Genomic DNA, 18089 nt, shown 5'->3' on the forward strand with positions numbered 1-18089 from the left:
ACAAGGTTCGCTCCTACAGGAATGAAACAGCCCCGCCTAGGCGGGGCTGTTTCATGTTCGCAGGATACGGTTGAGCGAAGCGAAACCCATCCGACCCAGCCTCAGGTGTAAAGCTGCTTGAACTGCTCGCGCAGCTGGTTCTTCTGCACCTTGCCCATCACGTTGCGCGGCAGCGCATCGACGATCATCACGCGCTTGGGTTGTTTGTAGCGCGCTAGCTTGCCGTCCAGGCCGGCGAGAATCGCAGCTTCACTCGGCGCCTCGCCAGGCTTGGCCACCACCACCGCCGTCACGCCTTCGCCGAAGTCGCGGTGAGGCACGCCGATCACTGCCGACTCGGCGACGCCCGGCAGGGTGTCGATGATCTGCTCCAACTCCTTCGGGTACACGTTGTAGCCGCCGCTGATGATCATGTCCTTGCTGCGCCCGACGATCTGCACGTAGCCCTTGTCATCGATCAGGCCGATGTCGCCGGTCATGAAGTAGCCGTCCGCGCGCAGTTCCTCGGCGGTCTTTTCCGGCATGCGCCAGTAGCCGCGGAAGACGTTGGCGCCGCGCACTTCGATCATTCCCGGCTCGCCCTGCGGCAGCGGAGTCGGCTCCTTCGCGGTCGGGTCGGTGATGCGCAGTTCGACGCCCGGCAGCGGGAAGCCGACGGTGCCGGCGATGCGTTCGCCATTGAGCGGGTTGGAAGTGTTCATGCCGGTTTCGGTCATGCCGTAGCGTTCGAGGATTGCCACCCCGGTGCGCTCGCGGAACGCCTTGTGCGTCTCGGCGGTGAGCGGCGCCGAGCCGGAAACGAACAGGCGCATGTGCGCCACGGCCTCGCGAGTCAGGCCTGGCTGGTCGAGCAGGCGGGTGTAGAAGGTCGGCACGCCCATCAGCAGGTTCACCTGCGGCAGCAGGCGCAGCACTTCGGCGGCGTCGAATTTCTCGACGAACAGCAGCGAACCGCCGGCCATCAGCAGGCTGTTGGTGGCCACGAACAGGCCGTGGATATGGAAGATCGGCAGCGCATGCAGCAGCCAGTCATCTGCAGTGATCGCCCAGGCCTCGACCAGCGCGCGGGCGTTGGAGACCAGGTTGCCGTGGCTGATCATCGCGCCCTTGGAGCGCCCGGTGGTGCCGGAGGTGTAGAGGATCGCAGCGAGGTCGTCGGCCGTGCGCTCGACGTCGATGAAGCGCCCCGGCTTGCCCTGCACCTGCTGCATCAGGCTGCCGTCGCAGCGCTTGCCGAGGGTGGCCACGCGGGCCACGCCACAGCGTTCGCCGAGTGCCTTGGCTTCGGCTTCGAAGGCCGGCGTGCAGACGAACAGCGTGGGCTCGGCATCGCCGAGGAAGTAGGCCAGCTCGTCGGCGGTGTAGCCGCTGTTCAGCGGCAGGTAGACCGCGCCGGCACGCAGGGTGCCGAGGTAAAGCATGATCGCCTCGGGGCTCTTGTCGACCTGCACGGCGACGCGGTCGCCCGGCTGCACGCCGAGTTCGACCAAGGCATGGGCGAATTGCGAGCTGCTACGCAGCATCTCGGCGTAGCTGTAGCCGTCGCCTTCGGGCGTGCGGATGAAGGGCTTGTTCAGGTCGGCGGGCAGGTGCTTGCCGATGGCGGCGAAAAGGCTCTGGTTCATGGCGGTTCCTAGCGGCGTGGCTTGGCCGGTGGGGTGAGATGTCGCTTGACCTCGTTGGCGGCGATCACCGTGCCCTGGTTGGCATAGGCTTCGTGGTTTTTCTCGATCTGACGCAGTTCGTAGCGGTAGTTGACCATCAGCCCGGCGGCCTGGCGCAGGCCGCTGGCGGAGAGATCGCCGCGCCAGTTCAGGCGCTCCAGGCGCGCGCCGTTGCCCAGGTGGAAGCGCGCCACCGGGTCCAGCGGACGCCCCTCGGCGTTCTTCGCGGTGAGGAAGTATTCGGCGGCCAGCGCCAGCAACGGTTGCTCCAGGCGTGGTGGCGGCGGTGCGTCGGGCTTGAGCGCCTTGAGGCATTCGGCGACTTGCGGCTCGGCCGCGCGGCTGTCCAGCCAACGGCGGAAACCGGGCACTGGCGAGAGGGTGACGAACTGCTTGAGCCCCGGCACTTCGCGGGCCAGTTCCTCAACCACCTGCTTGATCAGGAAGTTGCCGAAGGAGATGCCGCGCAGGCCGTCCTGGCAGTTGCTGATCGAATAGAACACGGCGATGTCCGGCGCCTCGGCAGCCTCGCCCTGCTGTTCGAGGATCTCGGCGATGGCGCCGGGCATTTCGCGGGTCAGCGCCACCTCGACGAAGATCAGCGGCTCCTCCGGCAGGGCCGGGTGGAAGAAGCCGAAGCAGCGGCGGTCAGCCGGTTGCAGGCGGCTGCGCAGGTCGTCCCAGTCCTTGATCGCATGCACGGCTTCGTAGCGGATGATCTTTTCCAGGATCGCCGCCGGGGTCGACCAGTCGATGCGCCGCAGCACCAGGAAACCCCGGTTGAACCAGGAAGCCAGCAGGTGCTGCAGGTCGTAGTCGACCGCTGCCAGTTCCGGGCGGGCCTTGAGTTCACGCAGCAGCAGGTTGCGCATGGCGATCAGCTCGGCGGTGCCGCCGGGGGCCTGGTTGAGCCGGCGGAAGAGTTCCTGGCGCGGCGGCTCGCAGGCCTCGAAGAGCGCGGTGACCTGCTCGGCGCCGGGGTTTTCCAGGTAGCGTTTGCAGGCCTCGGCCAATGCCTCGCGGGGCGGCGCGAAGTCGTTCAGCAGGTTGTCGAAGAAGGCTTTCTGCTGCGCCTCCGGGCAATCGCGATAGGCGCACAGCACCTGCCGCGCCAGCGCCACGCCGGATGCCTCGCCGTGCCCGGAGAGCAGCCGGCGGCTGGCTTCCACCAGCGTCGCCGCGCTGATCGGCGTCGGCTCGCGCGACTCCAGCAACTGCCGGCCGCGCTCACTGATGCTCTGCAAGAGTTCCTGGAAGAAGCTGACGTTCATGGAGCCTCCTTCGTCGACGCGCCCTACTGCGCCAACAGCGGCGGCGGGCAGCGCCGGTACCAGTTGCTGGCCTGCTCATAGGCGTGGGCGAGTTGCAGCACCGCCAGGTCGGCCTGGTGCCGGCCGATGATCTGCAGGCCCATGGGCAAGCCCTGTTGATTGAAGCCGACCGGCACGTTGGCCACCGGACAACCGGACAAGGTGCCGGGGATCACCACCTCCATCCAGCGGTGGTAGGTGTCCATGGCACGGCCGGCGATCTCCTTCGGCCAGTGCTGGGTCTTGTCGAAGGGAAAGACCTGGGCGCTGGGCAGCAGCAGGTAGTCGTAATGTTCGAACAGGCACTGGATGGCGCGGTACCAGTCGCTGCGCGCAACGGTCGCGCGGTACACGTCCATGCCCGACAGCAACAGGCCGTGCTCGACTTCCCAGCGCGCCTCTTCCTTGAGCAGCTCGCACTTGGCCGGGTCGGCATAGAGGCTGCCCAGCGAACCGGCGACGAAGAAGTGCCGCAAGGTGCGCCAGCAGTCCCACAGGCGCTCGGCGGAGTAGCCCAGGGCGCAGGGTTCGACGCTGCAGCCGATGGACTCGAAGTCGGCGAAGGAACGCTCGCACAGTTCCAGCACACCGCGCTCCATCGGCAGATGGCCACCGAGGTCGCCCAGCCAGCCCAGGCGTGCGCCCTTGAAGTCGCGTTCCAGCGAGCCGGCGAAGGCCGCGCCGGACTCGGAAATCGACAGCGGCGCACGCGCATCGCCGCCGGCCTGCACCGACAGCAGCAGGGCCAGGTCACGCACGCTGCGGGCCATGGGGCCTTCGTAGCCGAGCTGGTCGAAGAACAGGTCGGCGGAGTCGTCGAAGGGCACACGGCCCTGGGATGGACGGAAGCCGAAGATGTTGTTGAAGGCGGCCGGGTTGCGCAGCGAGCCCATCATGTCGCTGCCGTCGGCCACCGGCACCAGTTGCAGGGCCACGGCTGCCGCCGCCCCGCCGCTGCTGCCGCCTGCCGTGCGAGTCGGGTCGTAGGCGCAGCCGGTAGCGCCGAAGATCGGGTTGTAGCTCTGCGAGCCGAGGCCGAATTCCGGGGTGTTGCTCTTGCCGATGAGAACGGCGCCGGCGGCGCGGATGCGCTCGACCATGATGCCGTCGCGCTCGGGCATGAAGTCGCTGAACAACGGGGAGCCAAGCGTGGTGCGGATGCCGCGGGTCAGCGAGAGGTCCTTGATGGCGTGCGGCAGGCCGTGCATCCAGCCACGGTACTCGCCGCGCGCCAGCTCCGCGTCACGGGCATCGGCCTCGGCCAGCAGCTGCTCGGCCGGTTGCAGGCTGATCAGGGCGTTGACCGCCGGGTTGAAGCGTTCGATGTGCGCGAGGTAATCGCTCATCACTTCGCGGCAGGACACCTGGCGCAGACGGATGCGTTGCGCCAGCTCATGGGCCTGGAGCTGGACGAGTTCGCTGAGGTTCGGGTTCTGGCTCATGGATCGGGCCTTCTTCATGTTTCCGGCAGTGCCCATTAGGCGATCGCGGCGCGAGCAGGCCCGCGCCACGGCGCACCGGGCGATGTACAGGTTATTCAGGATGGCCCCGCGAACGGGGCCCGGGTGGCACTCAGCGCATCAGGTTGGTCCACAGGCGGTCGGCCAGGCGGATGGCGCCTTCGCCGCAGGTCTTGCTGAAGACCACCTTGGTGCCCTCGGGGATGTGCAGTTCCGGCGCGTCCTTCAGGCTCGGGGCGAGGAAGGCGTCGGTGCCCTTGATCGGGCTCTGGTGCTTGAGGAAGTTCTGGGTCATCGCCGAGTTCTCCGGCTGACTCATGAAGGCGATGAACTGGCGCGCCGCTTCAGGATCCTTGGCGCCCTTGGGGATCACCATGTTGTCCACCCAGGCCACCACGCCTTCCTTCGGATAGAGGTACTTCAGGCTCGGCTTCATCTCGCGGGCGCGCAGCGACGAGCCGCCCCAGAACAGCGACATCGAGGTCTCGCCGGAGGCCAGGTTCTCGCGCACCGAGCCGGCCTTGGAGCTGTAGGTCTTCACGAACGGCTTCTGCGCCTTGAGCAGGTTCAGCACCTGTTGCACCTGCTTGGGGTCCTCGCTGCACAGCGGGATGCCCAGGTAGAGGCTGGCGGAGTCCATCACCTCGTTCACCGAGTCGAGCATGTTGACCTTGCCCTGCAGCTCCTGGGGCGGCTCGAAGAGCACCTTGTAGCTGTCGGTCGGGCCCTTGTAGAGCGCGGTGTCCAGCACCACGCTGGTGGTGCCCCAGATGAAGGGCACCGAGTAGCCACCCTCCGGATCCCAGCTCGGTTTCTGCAGGTTGTCGACGATGTTCGCGTAGTACGGCTGCTTCACCGGATCGAAGCGTTCCAGCAGGTTCTCGTGGACCAGGATGGGCACGAACTGGTGCGAGGGGATGGCCACGTCGTAGCCGCTGCCGCCCTGCTTCAGCTTGGCCAGCAGGGTTTCGTTGGAGTCGTAGGAATCCACCGTGACCTTGATGCCGGTCTGCTTCTCGAACTTCTCGATGATCTGCGGCGAGAAGTAGCCGCTCCAGCTGATGACGTTGACCTGCCCGGCGGCGTTGGCCGCCCCGGCCAGGCTCAGCGACAGGGTGGCGGCGATGACTGCGATCGACTTGCTCATTGTGACTCCTGGTGTTGGCGTGGCGCTCAGGCTTTGGATTTGCCGAGCAGGAAGGACAGGCTGACGAAGAACACGGAGACCCCGAGGATCAGCGTCGACACCGCGTTGACGTCCGGTGTGACGCCCATCCGCAGCAGGCCGAAGATGAAGATCGGCAAGGTGGTGGTGCCGGCCTGGGAGACCATCATCGAGATCACGAAGTTATCCAGCGAGACGATGAAGGCGAGCATCAGCCCGGAGAAGATGCCCGGCATCAGCAGCGGCAGGGTGACCTTGCGGAAGGTCCGCCAGGGCCCGGCGTACAGGTCCGAGGCGGCCTGCTCGAGCGACAGGTCCATGTCCTCGAGACGGGCACGGATCGGCAGGAAGGCGAAGGGGATGCAGAACACCGTGTGGGCGATGATCAGGTTGCCGTAGCCCAGGGACACGCCGAGGCTGGAGAACAGCGCCAGGGTGGCGACGCCGACCACGATTTCCGGCAGCACCAGCGGCAGCATGATGGTGCCCATCGACAGGCGCATGCCCTTGAACTTGGCCCCGCGCGAGGTGCCCAGCGCGGCCAGGGTGGCGATGGCGGTGGCGATCATGCTGGCGCACACGGCGATCAGCAGGCTGTTGCCGGCGGCCGCGCGCAGCGCCTGGTTGGCGAAGGCGGCGCGGTACCAGTCGAGACTGAAACCGGTCCAGACGGTGGCCGACTGGTTGGCGTTGAACGAGTAGATCACCAGCACCACGATGGGCGCGTAAAGGTAGAGGTAGAACAGGAAGCTGAACCCGCCGAAGCCGGGGAAGTCCTGTACGCCGAGACGGCGCTTGCGCAGCAGAGCGAGCATCACACACCTCCCCGGGCAACACGCAGGCGCTCGGCGCGCATGGCGTAGAAGGTCAGGGCGAGCATCACCACCGCCATCAGCACCAGCGACAGGGCCGCGCCAAAGGGCCAGTTACGCGAGTCGGCGAACTGCCGGAAGATCAGGTTGCCGAGCATCATCTTGGTCCCACCGCCGAGCAGTTCGGGGGCGATCATCGCGCCCAGGCAGGGCACGAAGGTGAGGATGGCGCCGGCCAGGATGCCCGGCCGGGCGATCGGCAGGACCACCTTGCGCAGCGTGCGCAGGCGCCCGGCGTAGAGGTCCTGGGCGGCTTCGAGCAGGCGCATGTCCATCTTCTCCAGGGTCGAATAGATCGGCAGCACCACGAAGGGCGCGTAGGTGTAGACCAGCCCCAGCAGCACCGCGCCTTCGTTGTAGAGCAGCGGCAGCGGCTGCTGGATCAGGCCAAGGCCCATGAGGCCGTTGTTGATCACGCCGGTGCCGCGCAGCAGCAGGATCCAGGCGTAGGTGCGGATCAGCAGGTTTGCCCAGAACGGCACCGTGATCAGGAAGATCAGCAGGCCGCGGCGCTTGGCCGGCTGCATGGCCAGCCAGACCGCCACCGGGAAGCCGACCAGCAGGGTGATCAGCGTGGTCGCCGTGGCGATACCCAGCGAGCGCAGGGCGATGACCAGGTAGGAGTCGGCGAAGGCCAGGCTGTCGTCCATCTGCCGCTCGAACAGCAGCGAGACGTAGGCTTCGGTGCTGAACGCGTGGTTGACCCCGCCGTAGGGGTTGGCCTGCATCAGCGAGTAGGCGACCACGATGAGGATCGGCACCACCAGGAACAGGCCGATGGCGAGCAGCGCCGGCGAGACGCCGAGGATGTTGCCCAGCGCCCGGCGCCGCTCCAGGGCGTTGCCGGGGCGAGTGGTGAGTGATGTCATGGCGAGTTCCTCGGCTTTAGTCCAGCAGCACGCTGGCGCTGTCGCGGTCGAACTGCAGGCCGAGACGCTGGCCCGGAGCGAAACGCTGGCTCTGCCCGGCGCTGTTCGGCGCGCGCACCCGCAGGCGGGTGCCGTCGGCGAGGCTGACCTGGTACTGCAGGTCGGTGCCCAGGTAGATCTGCTCGACCAGGGTGCAGGGGGTCGCTTCGGGGCTGTCGGCATCCACCAAGCGCAGGCGCTCCGGGCGGATCGACAGGGTCACCTCGGCTCCCGCGCGCAGGCCGTCTCGGCTCTGCGCGCGCAGCGCCTGACCGCCCGGGATGCGGAACAGCGCCTGACCCTCGGCCAGCTCGGCGACCTGCGCCGGGAGGAAGTTGGTCTCGCCGATGAAGTCGGCGACGAAACGGTTGCGCGGCTGCTCGTAGATGTCCGCCGGGCGGCCGACCTGCTGCACTTCGCCATTGGCGAGCACGGCGATGCGGTCGGACATGGTCAGGGCTTCTTCCTGGTCGTGGGTGACGAAGATGAACGTGATCCCGGTCTTGCCCTGGATAGTCTTCAGTTCCTCGCGCATGGCCTGGCGCAGCTTGAGGTCGAGCGCCGAAAGCGGTTCGTCTAGCAGCAGCACTTTCGGATGCGGCGCCAGCGCGCGGGCCAGCGCCACGCGTTGTTGCTGGCCGCCGGAGAGCTGGGTCGGTCGGCGCTCGGCGAAGCGCTCCATCTGCACCAGGGCGAGCATCTCGCGAACCCGCTCGGCGACCGCCGCCTTGCCCAGGCGCTGGCCCATCGGGTGCGATTCCAGGCCGAAGGCCAGGTTTTCGCCGATGGTCATGTGCGGGAACAGCGCGTAGTGCTGGAACACGGTGTTCACCGGCCGCGCATAGGGCGGCCGGTCGGCGATGTTCTCGCCGTACAGGCGGATCTCGCCGGAGGTGGGGAACTCGAAGCCGGCGATCATCCGCAGCAGCGTGGTCTTGCCGCAGCCGGACGGGCCGAGCAGGGTGAAGAATTCGTTGTCGCGGATATCCAGGTCGACGCTCTTCAGCGCAACCGGACCGCTGTCCGGGTCGCCGTAGACCTTGCGCACCGAGCGGATGGAGACGGCGGCCGTCTGCAGATTGTGCAGGGCACTCATGGAAATACCTCCGGTTCCCTCCCCGTCGATGCCTGGGCATGGCGGGGCTTGTATTTGTTCTGGCAGGACTGGGGAAAACGCACTTCTGCAGCGGTTCGCCGTGAGCGGCGGATATTGTGGTGAGGCTGCTGGGGGCGAGTGTGGCCAGATTGCGGTTGAGCAAAAAGCTCAATTTTCTTACATTCGATGTTAAAAAAATTAACAACAAACTCGGACCCTTCCTAATGGCAACTCCGCGCCTTCCTCCGCTCAACGCCGTACGCGCCTTCGAGGCTGCAGCGCGCCTGGGCAGCTACGTCGCCGCTTCGCAGGCGCTGCACGTCACGCAGCCGGCCATCGGCCGCCACGTGCGCCTGCTGGAGGAGTGGCTGGGGGTGCGCCTGCTCGAACGCACGCCGCGCGGCGTGACCCTGACCCCGGCCGGGCAGCGCTACTACGCGAAGATATCCACAGCGCTGCAGCAGATCGCCGAGGCCAGCCTGGAACTGACCCCGGGTGGTTCGGCGCGCTGGCTGAAGATCCTGGTGGTGCCGGCCTTCGCCAAGCGCTGGCTGATGCCACACCTGGAAGCCCTGCGCCAGCAGCGCCCGGGGCTGAAAGTGGCGATCGAGCCGAACCCGACCTTCAGCGAAGTGGACGGCAAGAGCGCCGACCTGGGCATCGTCTACGGCATGCCCGGGCAATACCCCCAGAGCCACGCCACCCTGCTCCACCCGCAGGTCTTCCCGGTGTGCTCGCCAAGCTACCTGGCGCAGCACGGCCCGCTGGGCGGCGCGGAGGAGCTGGTGAAGCACGAGCTGATCCACGTCGACGACGGCGAATGGTGGAACGCCTGGTTCGCCGCCAATCACCTGGATATCCGCGTCACCTCGGATGTGCTCTACGTCAGCAACGACCACGCGCTGTCGATGGCCGAAGCCGGCGCCGGCATCGCCCTGGCCAACGAGGTGCTGGTGCGCAAGGAGCTGGAATCCGGCGCGCTGGTGCGGCCGCTGCCGAACCAGGTGCGCCTGGAGAGCTATCAGCTGCTGATTCCGCCGGGGCCGAGCAGCGCCGACATCGAGTGGTTCAGTGCATGGCTGGCGGAGATCCTGGCGGCGGAGTTTCCGTCGGCTCTGCCATAGGAGCGGATCTCATCCGCGATGTAGGAGCGGGCCATGCCCGCGATTCGCGGACAAGGCGTTCTGCCCGGCTTAGTCGCGCGGCGCGTAGGCAAACACGTCGGCGCGCATCTGGTGCGCATCCATCCCGGCCGCCACCAACGCATCGAGTGTCGCGTAGACCATCGCCGGCGAACCGCTGGCGTAGACCGTGAGCGCGGCGAGATCGGCGAAGTCCTCGCAGACCGCCTCATGCAGCAGGCCGCGGCGGCCATCCCACTCCACCGGATCGCTGACCACCTTGTGCAGGTGCAGGTTGGGCAGGCTCTTCCATTCGTCCCAGTGCGGCAGCGCGTAGAAGTCCTCGGGCTGGCGCACACCCCAGTACAGGTGCACCGGATGGGCGAAGCCCTGGGCGCGGCAATGCTCGATCAGGCTGTGCATCTGCGCCATCCCGGTGCCGGCGGCGATCAGCACCAGCGGGCCGGCGGGCAGCTCGGCCAGGTGCGCATCGCCGAAGGGCAGTTGCACGCGGGCGATGCGCTCGCGCCGCAGCTGCTCGATCAGCTCGATGGCGCTGTTCTCTCGGGTCAGGATGTGCAGCTCCAGGTCGCGCCCCTCGTTCGGCGCAGAGGCCATGGAGAACGCGGAAGCGCCGCTCGGACGCTCGATCAGCATGTACTGCCCGGCGTGGTAGCGCGGCGGCTTACCGGCCGGTGCGCGCAGGCGCACACGCCAGACGTCGCCACCCACCGCTTCGCACAGGGTCACCTGGCAGGCCAGCTTGCGCACCGGCAGCTCGCCCGGGGCGAGCACGCCGTCCCAGTGCAGCACGCAGTCTTCCAGGGGTTCGGCCAGGCAGGTGAACAACTCGCCGTGGTCGCGCACCTCGCCATCCTGGCGCACGCTGCCTTCGACCAGCAGCGCGGCGCAGATGTGGCAGTTGCCGTTACGGCAGCTTTGCGGGCAGTCGAACCCCAGGCGCCGCGCGGCATCGAGGATGCGCTCGCCGGGCTGGGCCTCGAAGCTGGCGCCGGAAGGTTGCAGGGTCACGCGCACGACACGGTCCCCATCAGTCGATCCCCAGGCTGGCCCAGATCTCGTCGATCCGGCGCGTCACCGCCGCATCCTTCTCGATGACCCGGCCCCACTCGCGGCTGGTCTCGCCCGGCCACTTGTGGGTGGCGTCCAGGCCCATCTTCGAGCCCAGGCCGGAGATCGGCGAGGCGAAGTCGAGGTAGTCGATGGGAGTGTTGTCGATCATCACCGTGTCCCGTTTGGGGTCCATGCGCGTGGTGATCGCCCAGATCACGTCGTTCCAGTCCCGCGCATTGACGTCGTCGTCGGTGACTATGACGAACTTGGTGTACATGAACTGTCGCAGGAACGACCAGACACCCAGCATTACGCGCTTGGCGTGCCCCGGATACTGCTTCTTCATGGTCACCACCGCCATGCGGTACGAGCAACCTTCGGGCGGCAGGTAGAAGTCGGTGATCTCGGGGAACTGCTTCTGCAGGATCGGCACGAAGACTTCGTTCAGCGCCACGCCGAGGATCGCCGGCTCATCCGGCGGCCGCCCAGTGTAGGTGCTGTGGTAGATCGGTTTCTGCCGACGGGTGATGCGCTCGACGGTGAACACCGGGAAGCGATCGACCTCGTTGTAGTAGCCGGTGTGGTCGCCGTAGGGACCTTCGTCGGCCATCTCGCCGGGATGAATCACCCCTTCGAGGACGATCTCGGCGCTGGCCGGCACCTGCAGGTCATTGCCGATGCACTTCACCAGCTCGGTCTTGTGCCCGCGCAGCAGGCCGGCGAAGGCATATTCGGAGAGGCTGTCCGGCACCGGGGTGACGGCGCCGAGGATAGTCGCCGGATCGGCGCCCAGGGCCACGGCCACCGGGTAAGGCGTGTTCGGGTGCTTCTGGCACCACTCGCGGTAGTCCAGCGCGCCGCCGCGGTGGCTGAGCCAGCGCATGATCACCTTGTTGCGGCCGATCACCTGCTGGCGGTAGATACCGAGGTTCTGCCGCTCCTTGTTCGGGCCGCGGGTGACGGTCAGGCCCCAGGTGATCAGCGGTCCGACGTCGCCTGGCCAGCAGGTCTGCACCGGCAGCTTGGTCAGGTCGACGGCCTCGCCTTCCTCGATCACTTCCTGGCAGGGCCCGTCGCGCAGGACCTTGGGCGCCATGTTGATGACCTTCTTGAAGATCGGCAGCTTGGACCAGGCGTCCTTCAGCCCCTTGGGCGGCTCGGGCTCCTTGAGGAAAGCCAGCAGCTTGCCGATTTCGCGCAGCTCGCCGACATCCTCGGCGCCCATGCCCAGGGCGACCCGCTCGGGCGTGCCGAAGAGATTGCCGAGTACCGGCATGTCGAAGCCGGTGGGTTTCTCGAACAGCAGGGCCGGGCCCTTGGCGCGCAGGGTGCGGTCGCACACCTCGGTCATTTCCAGCACGGGGGAAACCGGCACCTGGATGCGCTTGAGCTGCCCACGCTGCTCGAGGGCGGCGATGAACTCGCGCAGATCGCGATACTGCATGGAGATCTCGATGATGAAGGCGAAGATGCGACAGTTTAGCCGTTAACAACGGCTCGCAGAAACACGAAGGCCGGGTTTCCCCGGCCTTCACGTCGAACAACGGCGCTTACTTGCTGCGCTTCATCGAGTCGAAGAACTCGTCGTTGGTCTTGGTCTGACGCAGCTTGTCGAGCAGGAACTCGACGGCGGCGATCTCGTCCATCGGGTGGAGGATCTTGCGCAGAATCCACATGCGCTGCAGCTCTTCCTCACCGGTGAGCAGCTCTTCGCGACGGGTGCCCGAACGGTTGATGTTGATGGCCGGGAAGACGCGCTTCTCGGAGATGCGGCGGTCGAGGATCAGCTCCGAGTTACCGGTGCCTTTGAACTCCTCGTAGATCACCTCGTCCATCTTCGAGCCGGTTTCGATCAGCGCGGTGGCGAGGATGGTCAGCGAACCGCCTTCCTCGATGTTGCGCGCGGCGCCGAAGAAGCGCTTGGGCTTCTCCAGGGCGTGGGCGTCGACACCACCGGTGAGCACCTTGCCGGAGCTCGGGATCACGGTGTTGTAGGCACGCGCCAGGCGGGTGATGGAGTCGAGCAGGATGATCACGTCCTTCTTGTGCTCGACCAGGCGCTTGGCCTTCTCGATCACCATCTCGGCGACCTGCACGTGGCGGGTCGGCGGTTCATCGAAGGTGGAGGCGACCACTTCGCCGCGCACGGTGCGCTGCATCTCGGTCACTTCTTCCGGGCGCTCGTCAATCAGCAGGACGATCAGGTGGCACTCGGGGTTGTTGCGCGTGATGTTGGACGCGATGTTCTGCAGCATGATGGTCTTACCGGCTTTCGGCGGTGCGACGATCAGGCCGCGCTGGCCCTTGCCGATCGGAGCGCAGAGGTCGATCACCCGGCCGGTGAGGTCCTCGGTGGAGCCGTTGCCGGCTTCCATGGTCAGGCGCTTGGTCGGGAACAGCGGGGTCAGGTTCTCGAAGAGAATCTTGTTCTTCGCGTTCTCCGGACGATCGAAGTTGATCGAATCGACCTTGAGCAGCGCGAAGTAACGCTCACCTTCCTTCGGCGGACGAATCTTGCCAACGATGGTGTCCCCGGTGCGCAGGTTGAACCGGCGGATCTGGCTGGGCGAGACGTAGATGTCGTCCGGGCCGGCCAGGTACGAGGAGTCGGCGGAGCGCAGGAAGCCGAAGCCATCCTGGAGAATCTCCAGCACGCCGTCACCGGAGATTTCCTCGCCACCTTTCGCGTGCTTCTTCAGCAGCGCGAAGATGATGTCCTGCTTGCGCGAACGAGCCATGTTTTCCAGGCCCATGGCATCGGACATTTCCAGCAGTTCGGCAATCGGCTTTTGCTTGAGTTCGGTCAGATTCATAAGAGGGAGGTGTTATTGAAAAGAAAGAATGAAGGAAACAAGCGTGAATGCTTGAAATGCCGTGCCGCAGAGTGACGACAGGATCGCATTGAAATTCGAATAGGAAGTGCGTCGGCGACGGCTTGAAGGGGCAACCTGATGCAGGGTGCGGGCCGAATGTAACACCGTGATTTAGGGGCGTCTAGGGGACGCCCATAAAAAAACCCCGCATTTCAGCGGGGTTTTTTCTTCAACTCGAACTTAGATGTTGCTGTCGAGGAAGGCAGCCAGTTGCGACTTGGACAGTGCACCGACCTTGGTCGCTTCGACGTTGCCGCCCTTGAACAGCATCAGGGTCGGAATGCCGCGCACGCCGTACTTCGGCGGGGTTTCCTGGTTCTCGTCGATGTTCAGCTTGCAGACCTTCAGTTTGCCCTGATAGTCCTTGGCGATCTCGTCGAGTACCGGCGCGATCATCTTGCAGGGACCGCACCATTCGGCCCAGTAGTCGACCAGTACGGCGCCTTCGGCCTTCAGCACATCCTGCTCGAAGCTGGCATCGGTAACGCTGACGATATGTTCGCTCATGAAATCTCTCCGTGGAGTCGGATGCGAAAAAGTGGGCCCATCATAGCCCGCCTCGATCCACACCGGAAGGCACAGGCGATTGAGTGTGCCTATCGCCCAGCCGGCCAAAGTCGATCGACCCGGCGCCTTTCGTTGGCACCCAAGCCCTATCGTGGCAGGATGTCGAGGTTAATTACCGGACCTTTTCAAGATGCCTCATACCCCCGCCAAGACCTTCCCGCTGATCGCCGCTCTCGACCTGGGCTCCAACAGCTTCCACATGGTCCTGGCCAAGGCCGATCATGGCGAGATCCGCATTCTCGAAAGGCTCGGCGAGAAGGTTCAGCTGGCCGCCGGCATCGATGAAGAACGCATGCTCAGCGAAGAAGCCATGCAACGCGGCTTCGACTGCCTGCGCCGCTTCGCCCAACTGATCAACGGCATGCCGCCGGGCTCGGTGCGCGTGGTCGGCACCAACGCCCTGCGCGAAGCACGCAACCGCACCGAATTCACCCGCCGCGCCGAAGAAATCCTCGGTCACCCGGTGGAAGTCATCTCCGGCCGCGAAGAAGCGCGCCTGATCTACCTCGGCGTGTCGCACACCCTGCCGGACAACCCGGGCCGCCGCCTGGTCGTCGATATCGGCGGCGGCAGCACCGAGTTCATCGTCGGCCAGCGCTTCGAATCGCTGCTGCGCGAAAGCCTGCAGATGGGCTGCGTCAGCTTCACCCGGCGCTACTTCAATGACGGCAAGATCACCCCTGCTCGCTACGCCCAGGCCTACACCGCCGCGCGCCTCGAGCTGATGGGCATCGAGAACAGCCTGCGCCGCCTTGGCTGGGACGAGGCCGTCGGCGCCTCCGGGACCATCCGCTCGGTGGGCCTGGCGATCCAGGCCGGCGGCCACGGCAATGGCGAGATCAATCCCGAAGGCCTGGCCTGGCTCAAGCGCAAGGTGCTCAAGCTGGGCGAGGTCGAGAAGCTCGAACTGGACGGCATCAAGCCCGACCGCCGGCCGATCTTCCCGGCGGGCCTGGCCATCGTCGAGGCGCTGTTCGACGCCCTCGAACTCAAGCAGATGACCCACTCCGAAGGCGCCCTGCGCGAAGGCGTGCTCTATGACCTGCTCGGCCGCCACCAGCACGAGGACGTCCGCGAGCGCACCATCGGCGCCCTGATGGAGCGCTATCACGTCGATGCCGACCAGGCCGCTCGGGTCGAAGCCAAGGCGCTGGCCGCACTGGATCAGGTCGCCGATGCCTGGCAATTGCAGGACGAAGGCCATCGCGAACTGCTGGTGTGGGGCGCGCGGGTCCACGAGCTGGGCCTGGACATCGCCCACTACCACTACCACAAGCACGGCGCCTACCTGATCGAGCACTCCGACCTTGCCGGCTTCTCCCGCGAGGACCAACTGGTGCTCGCGCTGCTGGTGCGCGGCCACCGCCGCAACATCCCGGCGGACAAGTTCAACGATCTGGGTGTCGAGGGCGACAAACTGATCCGCCTGTGCATCATCCTGCGCTTCGCCATCCTCTTCCATCACATCCGCGGCACCCAGACCATGCCCGAAGTGACCCTGCAGGCCGGCGCGCGCAGCCTGGAGCTGCGCTTCCCGGCCGGCTGGCTGGAAGCCAACCCGCTGACCCAGGCCGACTTCGAGCAGGAAGCCGGCTGGCTGCAGCGCGTGGGCTACCAGCTCAGCGTCAGCTGAGCCCGAAGCCCCGAGAGAAAGGCCCTGCCGCGCAAGCTGCAGGGCCTTTTTTCGTTCCGGCCCCGGAGCGGCGAGAGCGATCCGCGGCCAAGAAAAAGCCCCGGCGCGAGGCGGCGGGGCTTCTTCATTACGCGGCGATCAGCGCGCGCTGATCACCGGCGTGCACAGGCGCTCCAGCAGCATCGCCTGGGCGTTGCGCGGGTTCTGGTTGCCGGTCGGCGACAGGCGCTGGTAGCTGCCGTCGGACTGCAGTACCCAGGCCTGGGTGTTGTCGGCGAGATAGAGCTCCAGCTCCTTCTTCACGCGCATCACCAGCTTCTTGCCCTCCACCGGGAAGCAGGTCTCGACGCGCATGTCGAGGTTACGCTCCATCCAGTCGGCGCTGGAGAGGAAGAGCTTCTCGTCGCCGCCGTTGAGGAAGTAGTAGATGCGGCTGTGCTCGAGGAAACGACCGATGATGGAGCGCACCTGGATGTTGTGCGAGACGCCCGGAACGCCCGGACGCAGGCAGCACATGCCACGCACCACCAAGTCGATCTTCACGCCGGCCTGGCTGGCCTTGTACAGCGCGCGGATGACCTTCGGGTCGGTCAGCGAGTTGACCTTGGCCATGATGTGCGCCGGCTTGCCCTCGGCAGCCTGGGCGGCCTCGCGGTTGATCATCTCCAGCAGGTTCTTCTTCAGGGTGAAGGGCGCATGCAGGAGTTTCTTCATGCGCAGGGTCTTACCCATGCCGATCAACTGGTTGAACAGCTTGTGCAGGTCTTCGCACAGCGCCACGTCCGCAGTTAGCAGGCTGTAGTCGGTGTACAGACGGGCGTTGCCGGCGTGGTAGTTGCCGGTGCCCAGGTGTGCGTAGCGGCGCAGCTCGCCGTCCTCGCGACGGAGGATCAGCATCATCTTGGCGTGGGTCTTGAAGCCGACCACACCGTAGATCACCACTGCGCCGGCCTGCTGCAGACGGCTGGCCAGTTGCAGGTTGGACTCTTCGTCGAAACGCGCGCGCAGCTCGATCACCGCCGTGACCTCCTTGCCGTTTCGCGCCGCTTCCACCAACGCATCGACGATCTCGGAGTTGGCGCCGGAGCGATACAGCGTCTGCTTGATAGCCAGCACGCTCGGGTCCTTGGCGGCCTGCCGCAGCAGGTCGATCACCGGGGTGAAGGACTCGAAGGGGTGCATCAGCAGCACGTCCAGCTTGGCCAGCACGCCGAACATGTTCTCCTTCTTCTGCAGCAGCTTCGGAATGGTCGGAGTGAACGGCGCGTTCTGCAGCTCCGGGTGGCTGGCCAGGCCCGTGACGCTGAACAGGCGGGTCAGGTTGACCGGGCCGCTGACCTTGTACAGCTCGCTTTCGGCCAGGCCGAACTGCTTGAGCAGGTAGTTCGACAGGTGCGTCGGGCAGGTGTCGACCACCTCCAGGCGCACCGCATCGCCGTAGCGACGCGAGAAGAGTTCGCCGCGCAGCGCGCGGGCCAGGTCCTCGACATCTTCCGCGTCCACCGAGAGGTCGGCGTTACGGGTCAGGCGGAACTGGTAGCAGCCTTTCACCTTCATGCCGGCGAACAGGTCATCGGCATGGGCGTGGATCATCGAGGACAGGAAGACATAGTTGTCGCCCTCCCCGGCCACGTCTTCGGGCAGGCGGATGATCCGCGGCAGAGAGCGCGGCGCCGGAATGATCGCCAGGCCCGAGTCGCGGCCGAAGGCGTCCATCCCCTCGAGCTCGACCACGAAGTTCAGGCTCTTGTTCACCAGCAGCGGGAACGGGTGGGTCGGGTCGAGGCCGATGGGGGTGATGATCGGCGCGATCTCGTCGCGGAAGAAGCGACGGACCCAGGCCTTGATCTTCGGCGTCCAGTAGCGGCGGCGGATGAAGCGCACGCCGTGCTTGGACAGCTCCGGCAGGAGGATGTCGTTGAGGATGCTGTACTGACGGGCAACCTGCTCGTGCACCTGCTCGCTGATGCGCGCCAGGGCCTGCTGCGGCAGCAGGCCGTCGGCGCCGGCCTGTTCGCGGGCGAAGGTGATCTGCTTCTTCAGGCCGGCGACGCGGATCTCGAAGAACTCGTCGAGGTTGCTGGAGAAGATCAGCAGGAACTTCAGGCGCTCGAGCAGCGGATAGGACTCGTCCAGCGCCTGTTCCAGCACGCGGATGTTGAACTGCAGCTGCGAGAGCTCGCGATGAATGTAGAGGGCACTGTCGTCGACGTTGATCGCCGGCGCGGCGGGCACCTCGACGGTGACCTCGGCGGACGTCTCGGGAACCACCGGGGTTTCGGTGACTGTGACTTCGGTTTCGATCAGGTCGGTAGCGGTTTGGCCTTCGGTATTCATCGCAAGTCT

At 66.0% G+C, this 18089-nt stretch carries 14 protein-coding genes; 2 read left to right on the plus strand and 12 right to left on the minus strand.

Annotated elements, in window-relative coordinates; all coding sequences use genetic code 11:
- Window positions 1-101: 101 nt before the first annotated feature.
- From ACA097_RS10985 to ACA097_RS11015, 7 genes are all read right to left on the minus strand, one after another.
- Window positions 102-1625, minus strand: coding sequence for a malonyl-CoA synthase (locus tag ACA097_RS10985; protein WP_371370123.1), 1524 nt, complete (start codon window positions 1623-1625; stop codon window positions 102-104).
- 8 nt (window positions 1626-1633) lie between these two features.
- Window positions 1634-2935, minus strand: a complete 1302-nt coding sequence (locus tag ACA097_RS10990; RefSeq protein ID WP_371370124.1) for a malonyl-CoA decarboxylase — start codon at window positions 2933-2935, stop codon at window positions 1634-1636.
- Between the two features lie 23 nt (window positions 2936-2958).
- The gene (locus ACA097_RS10995; RefSeq protein WP_371370125.1) at window positions 2959-4416 is read right to left on the minus strand and encodes an amidase; all 1458 of its coding nucleotides are present in this window, start codon (window positions 4414-4416) and stop codon (window positions 2959-2961) included.
- A 130-nt stretch (window positions 4417-4546) separates the two neighbouring features.
- A complete protein-coding gene (locus ACA097_RS11000) occupies window positions 4547-5581 on the minus strand; it encodes an extracellular solute-binding protein (RefSeq protein WP_371370126.1) in 1035 nt (344 codons plus the stop codon).
- Window positions 5582-5607: 26 nt separating this feature from the next.
- Complete coding sequence (locus ACA097_RS11005; RefSeq protein ID WP_043248473.1) at window positions 5608-6414, minus strand: ABC transporter permease; 807 nt, start codon at window positions 6412-6414, stop codon at window positions 5608-5610.
- Window positions 6414-7340 carry an ABC transporter permease gene (locus ACA097_RS11010; protein WP_371370127.1) on the minus strand — a complete coding sequence of 309 codons (927 nt, stop codon included), beginning with the start codon at window positions 7338-7340 and terminating at the stop codon, window positions 6414-6416. Before ACA097_RS11010 ends, ACA097_RS11005 begins: the two co-directional genes overlap by 1 nt.
- A gap of 16 nt (window positions 7341-7356) precedes the next feature.
- Window positions 7357-8475 (minus strand): ABC transporter ATP-binding protein, encoded by a 1119-nt coding sequence (locus ACA097_RS11015; RefSeq protein ID WP_371370128.1) that lies wholly within the window; start codon window positions 8473-8475, stop codon window positions 7357-7359.
- A 224-nt stretch (window positions 8476-8699) separates the two neighbouring features.
- On the opposite strand from ACA097_RS11015, the gene ACA097_RS11020 reads away from it, so the two are divergent.
- Complete coding sequence (locus ACA097_RS11020) at window positions 8700-9599, plus strand: LysR substrate-binding domain-containing protein (RefSeq protein ID WP_371370129.1); 900 nt, start codon at window positions 8700-8702, stop codon at window positions 9597-9599.
- Between the two features lie 69 nt (window positions 9600-9668).
- Here ACA097_RS11020 and ACA097_RS11025 read toward each other — a convergent pair whose 3' ends face one another.
- The 4 genes from ACA097_RS11025 to trxA form a co-directional block, all read right to left on the minus strand.
- On the minus strand, window positions 9669-10634 hold the full coding sequence (locus ACA097_RS11025; RefSeq protein ID WP_043248469.1) for a CDP-6-deoxy-delta-3,4-glucoseen reductase: 966 nt from the start codon (window positions 10632-10634) through the stop codon (window positions 9669-9671).
- A 13-nt stretch (window positions 10635-10647) separates the two neighbouring features.
- Window positions 10648-12114, minus strand: a complete 1467-nt coding sequence (gene ubiD, locus ACA097_RS11030) for a 4-hydroxy-3-polyprenylbenzoate decarboxylase (RefSeq protein ID WP_043248468.1) — start codon at window positions 12112-12114, stop codon at window positions 10648-10650.
- Between the two features lie 106 nt (window positions 12115-12220).
- Window positions 12221-13483: a transcription termination factor Rho gene (gene rho, locus ACA097_RS11035; RefSeq protein ID WP_043248467.1), complete on the minus strand. Its 1263-nt coding sequence runs from the start codon at window positions 13481-13483 to the stop codon at window positions 12221-12223.
- A 240-nt stretch (window positions 13484-13723) separates the two neighbouring features.
- Entirely contained in the window at window positions 13724-14050 is a 327-nt protein-coding gene (gene trxA, locus ACA097_RS11040; RefSeq protein ID WP_043248466.1) for a thioredoxin TrxA, read from the minus strand.
- Between the two features lie 190 nt (window positions 14051-14240).
- On the opposite strand from trxA, the gene ppx reads away from it, so the two are divergent.
- Complete coding sequence (ppx, locus tag ACA097_RS11045; RefSeq protein WP_043248465.1) at window positions 14241-15743, plus strand: exopolyphosphatase; 1503 nt, start codon at window positions 14241-14243, stop codon at window positions 15741-15743.
- 138 nt (window positions 15744-15881) lie between these two features.
- On the opposite strand, the gene ppk1 is transcribed toward ppx, so the two are convergent.
- Window positions 15882-18080, minus strand: coding sequence for a polyphosphate kinase 1 (ppk1, locus tag ACA097_RS11050; RefSeq protein WP_160285586.1), 2199 nt, complete (start codon window positions 18078-18080; stop codon window positions 15882-15884).
- Window positions 18081-18089 lie beyond the last annotated feature (9 nt).

This window comes from Pseudomonas sp. QL9 (genome assembly GCF_041409665.1).
GTDB classification, from domain to species: domain Bacteria; phylum Pseudomonadota; class Gammaproteobacteria; order Pseudomonadales; family Pseudomonadaceae; genus Pseudomonas; species Pseudomonas knackmussii.

Bases quoted from the DNA above. Each gene is read 5' to 3' on its own strand.
- ACA097_RS10985 (WP_371370123.1), bottom strand. From the start codon at position 1,625: ATGAACCAGAGCCTTTTCGCCGCCATCGGCAAGCACCTGCCCGCCGAC.
- ACA097_RS11000 (WP_371370126.1), bottom strand. From the start codon at position 5,581: ATGAGCAAGTCGATCGCAGTCATCGCCGCCACCCTGTCGCTGAGCCTG.
- ppx (WP_043248465.1), top strand. From the start codon at position 14,241: ATGCCTCATACCCCCGCCAAGACCTTCCCGCTGATCGCCGCTCTCGAC.
- rho (WP_043248467.1), bottom strand. From the start codon at position 13,483: ATGAATCTGACCGAACTCAAGCAAAAGCCGATTGCCGAACTGCTGGAA.
- trxA (WP_043248466.1), bottom strand. From the start codon at position 14,050: ATGAGCGAACATATCGTCAGCGTTACCGATGCCAGCTTCGAGCAGGAT.
- ACA097_RS11005 (WP_043248473.1), bottom strand. From the start codon at position 6,414: ATGCTCGCTCTGCTGCGCAAGCGCCGTCTCGGCGTACAGGACTTCCCC.
- ACA097_RS10995 (WP_371370125.1), bottom strand. From the start codon at position 4,416: ATGAGCCAGAACCCGAACCTCAGCGAACTCGTCCAGCTCCAGGCCCAT.
- ppk1 (WP_160285586.1), bottom strand. From the start codon at position 18,080: ATGAATACCGAAGGCCAAACCGCTACCGACCTGATCGAAACCGAAGTC.
- ACA097_RS11015 (WP_371370128.1), bottom strand. From the start codon at position 8,475: ATGAGTGCCCTGCACAATCTGCAGACGGCCGCCGTCTCCATCCGCTCG.
- ACA097_RS10990 (WP_371370124.1), bottom strand. From the start codon at position 2,935: ATGAACGTCAGCTTCTTCCAGGAACTCTTGCAGAGCATCAGTGAGCGC.
- ACA097_RS11010 (WP_371370127.1), bottom strand. From the start codon at position 7,340: ATGACATCACTCACCACTCGCCCCGGCAACGCCCTGGAGCGGCGCCGG.
- ACA097_RS11020 (WP_371370129.1), top strand. From the start codon at position 8,700: ATGGCAACTCCGCGCCTTCCTCCGCTCAACGCCGTACGCGCCTTCGAG.
- ubiD (WP_043248468.1), bottom strand. From the start codon at position 12,114: ATGCAGTATCGCGATCTGCGCGAGTTCATCGCCGCCCTCGAGCAGCGT.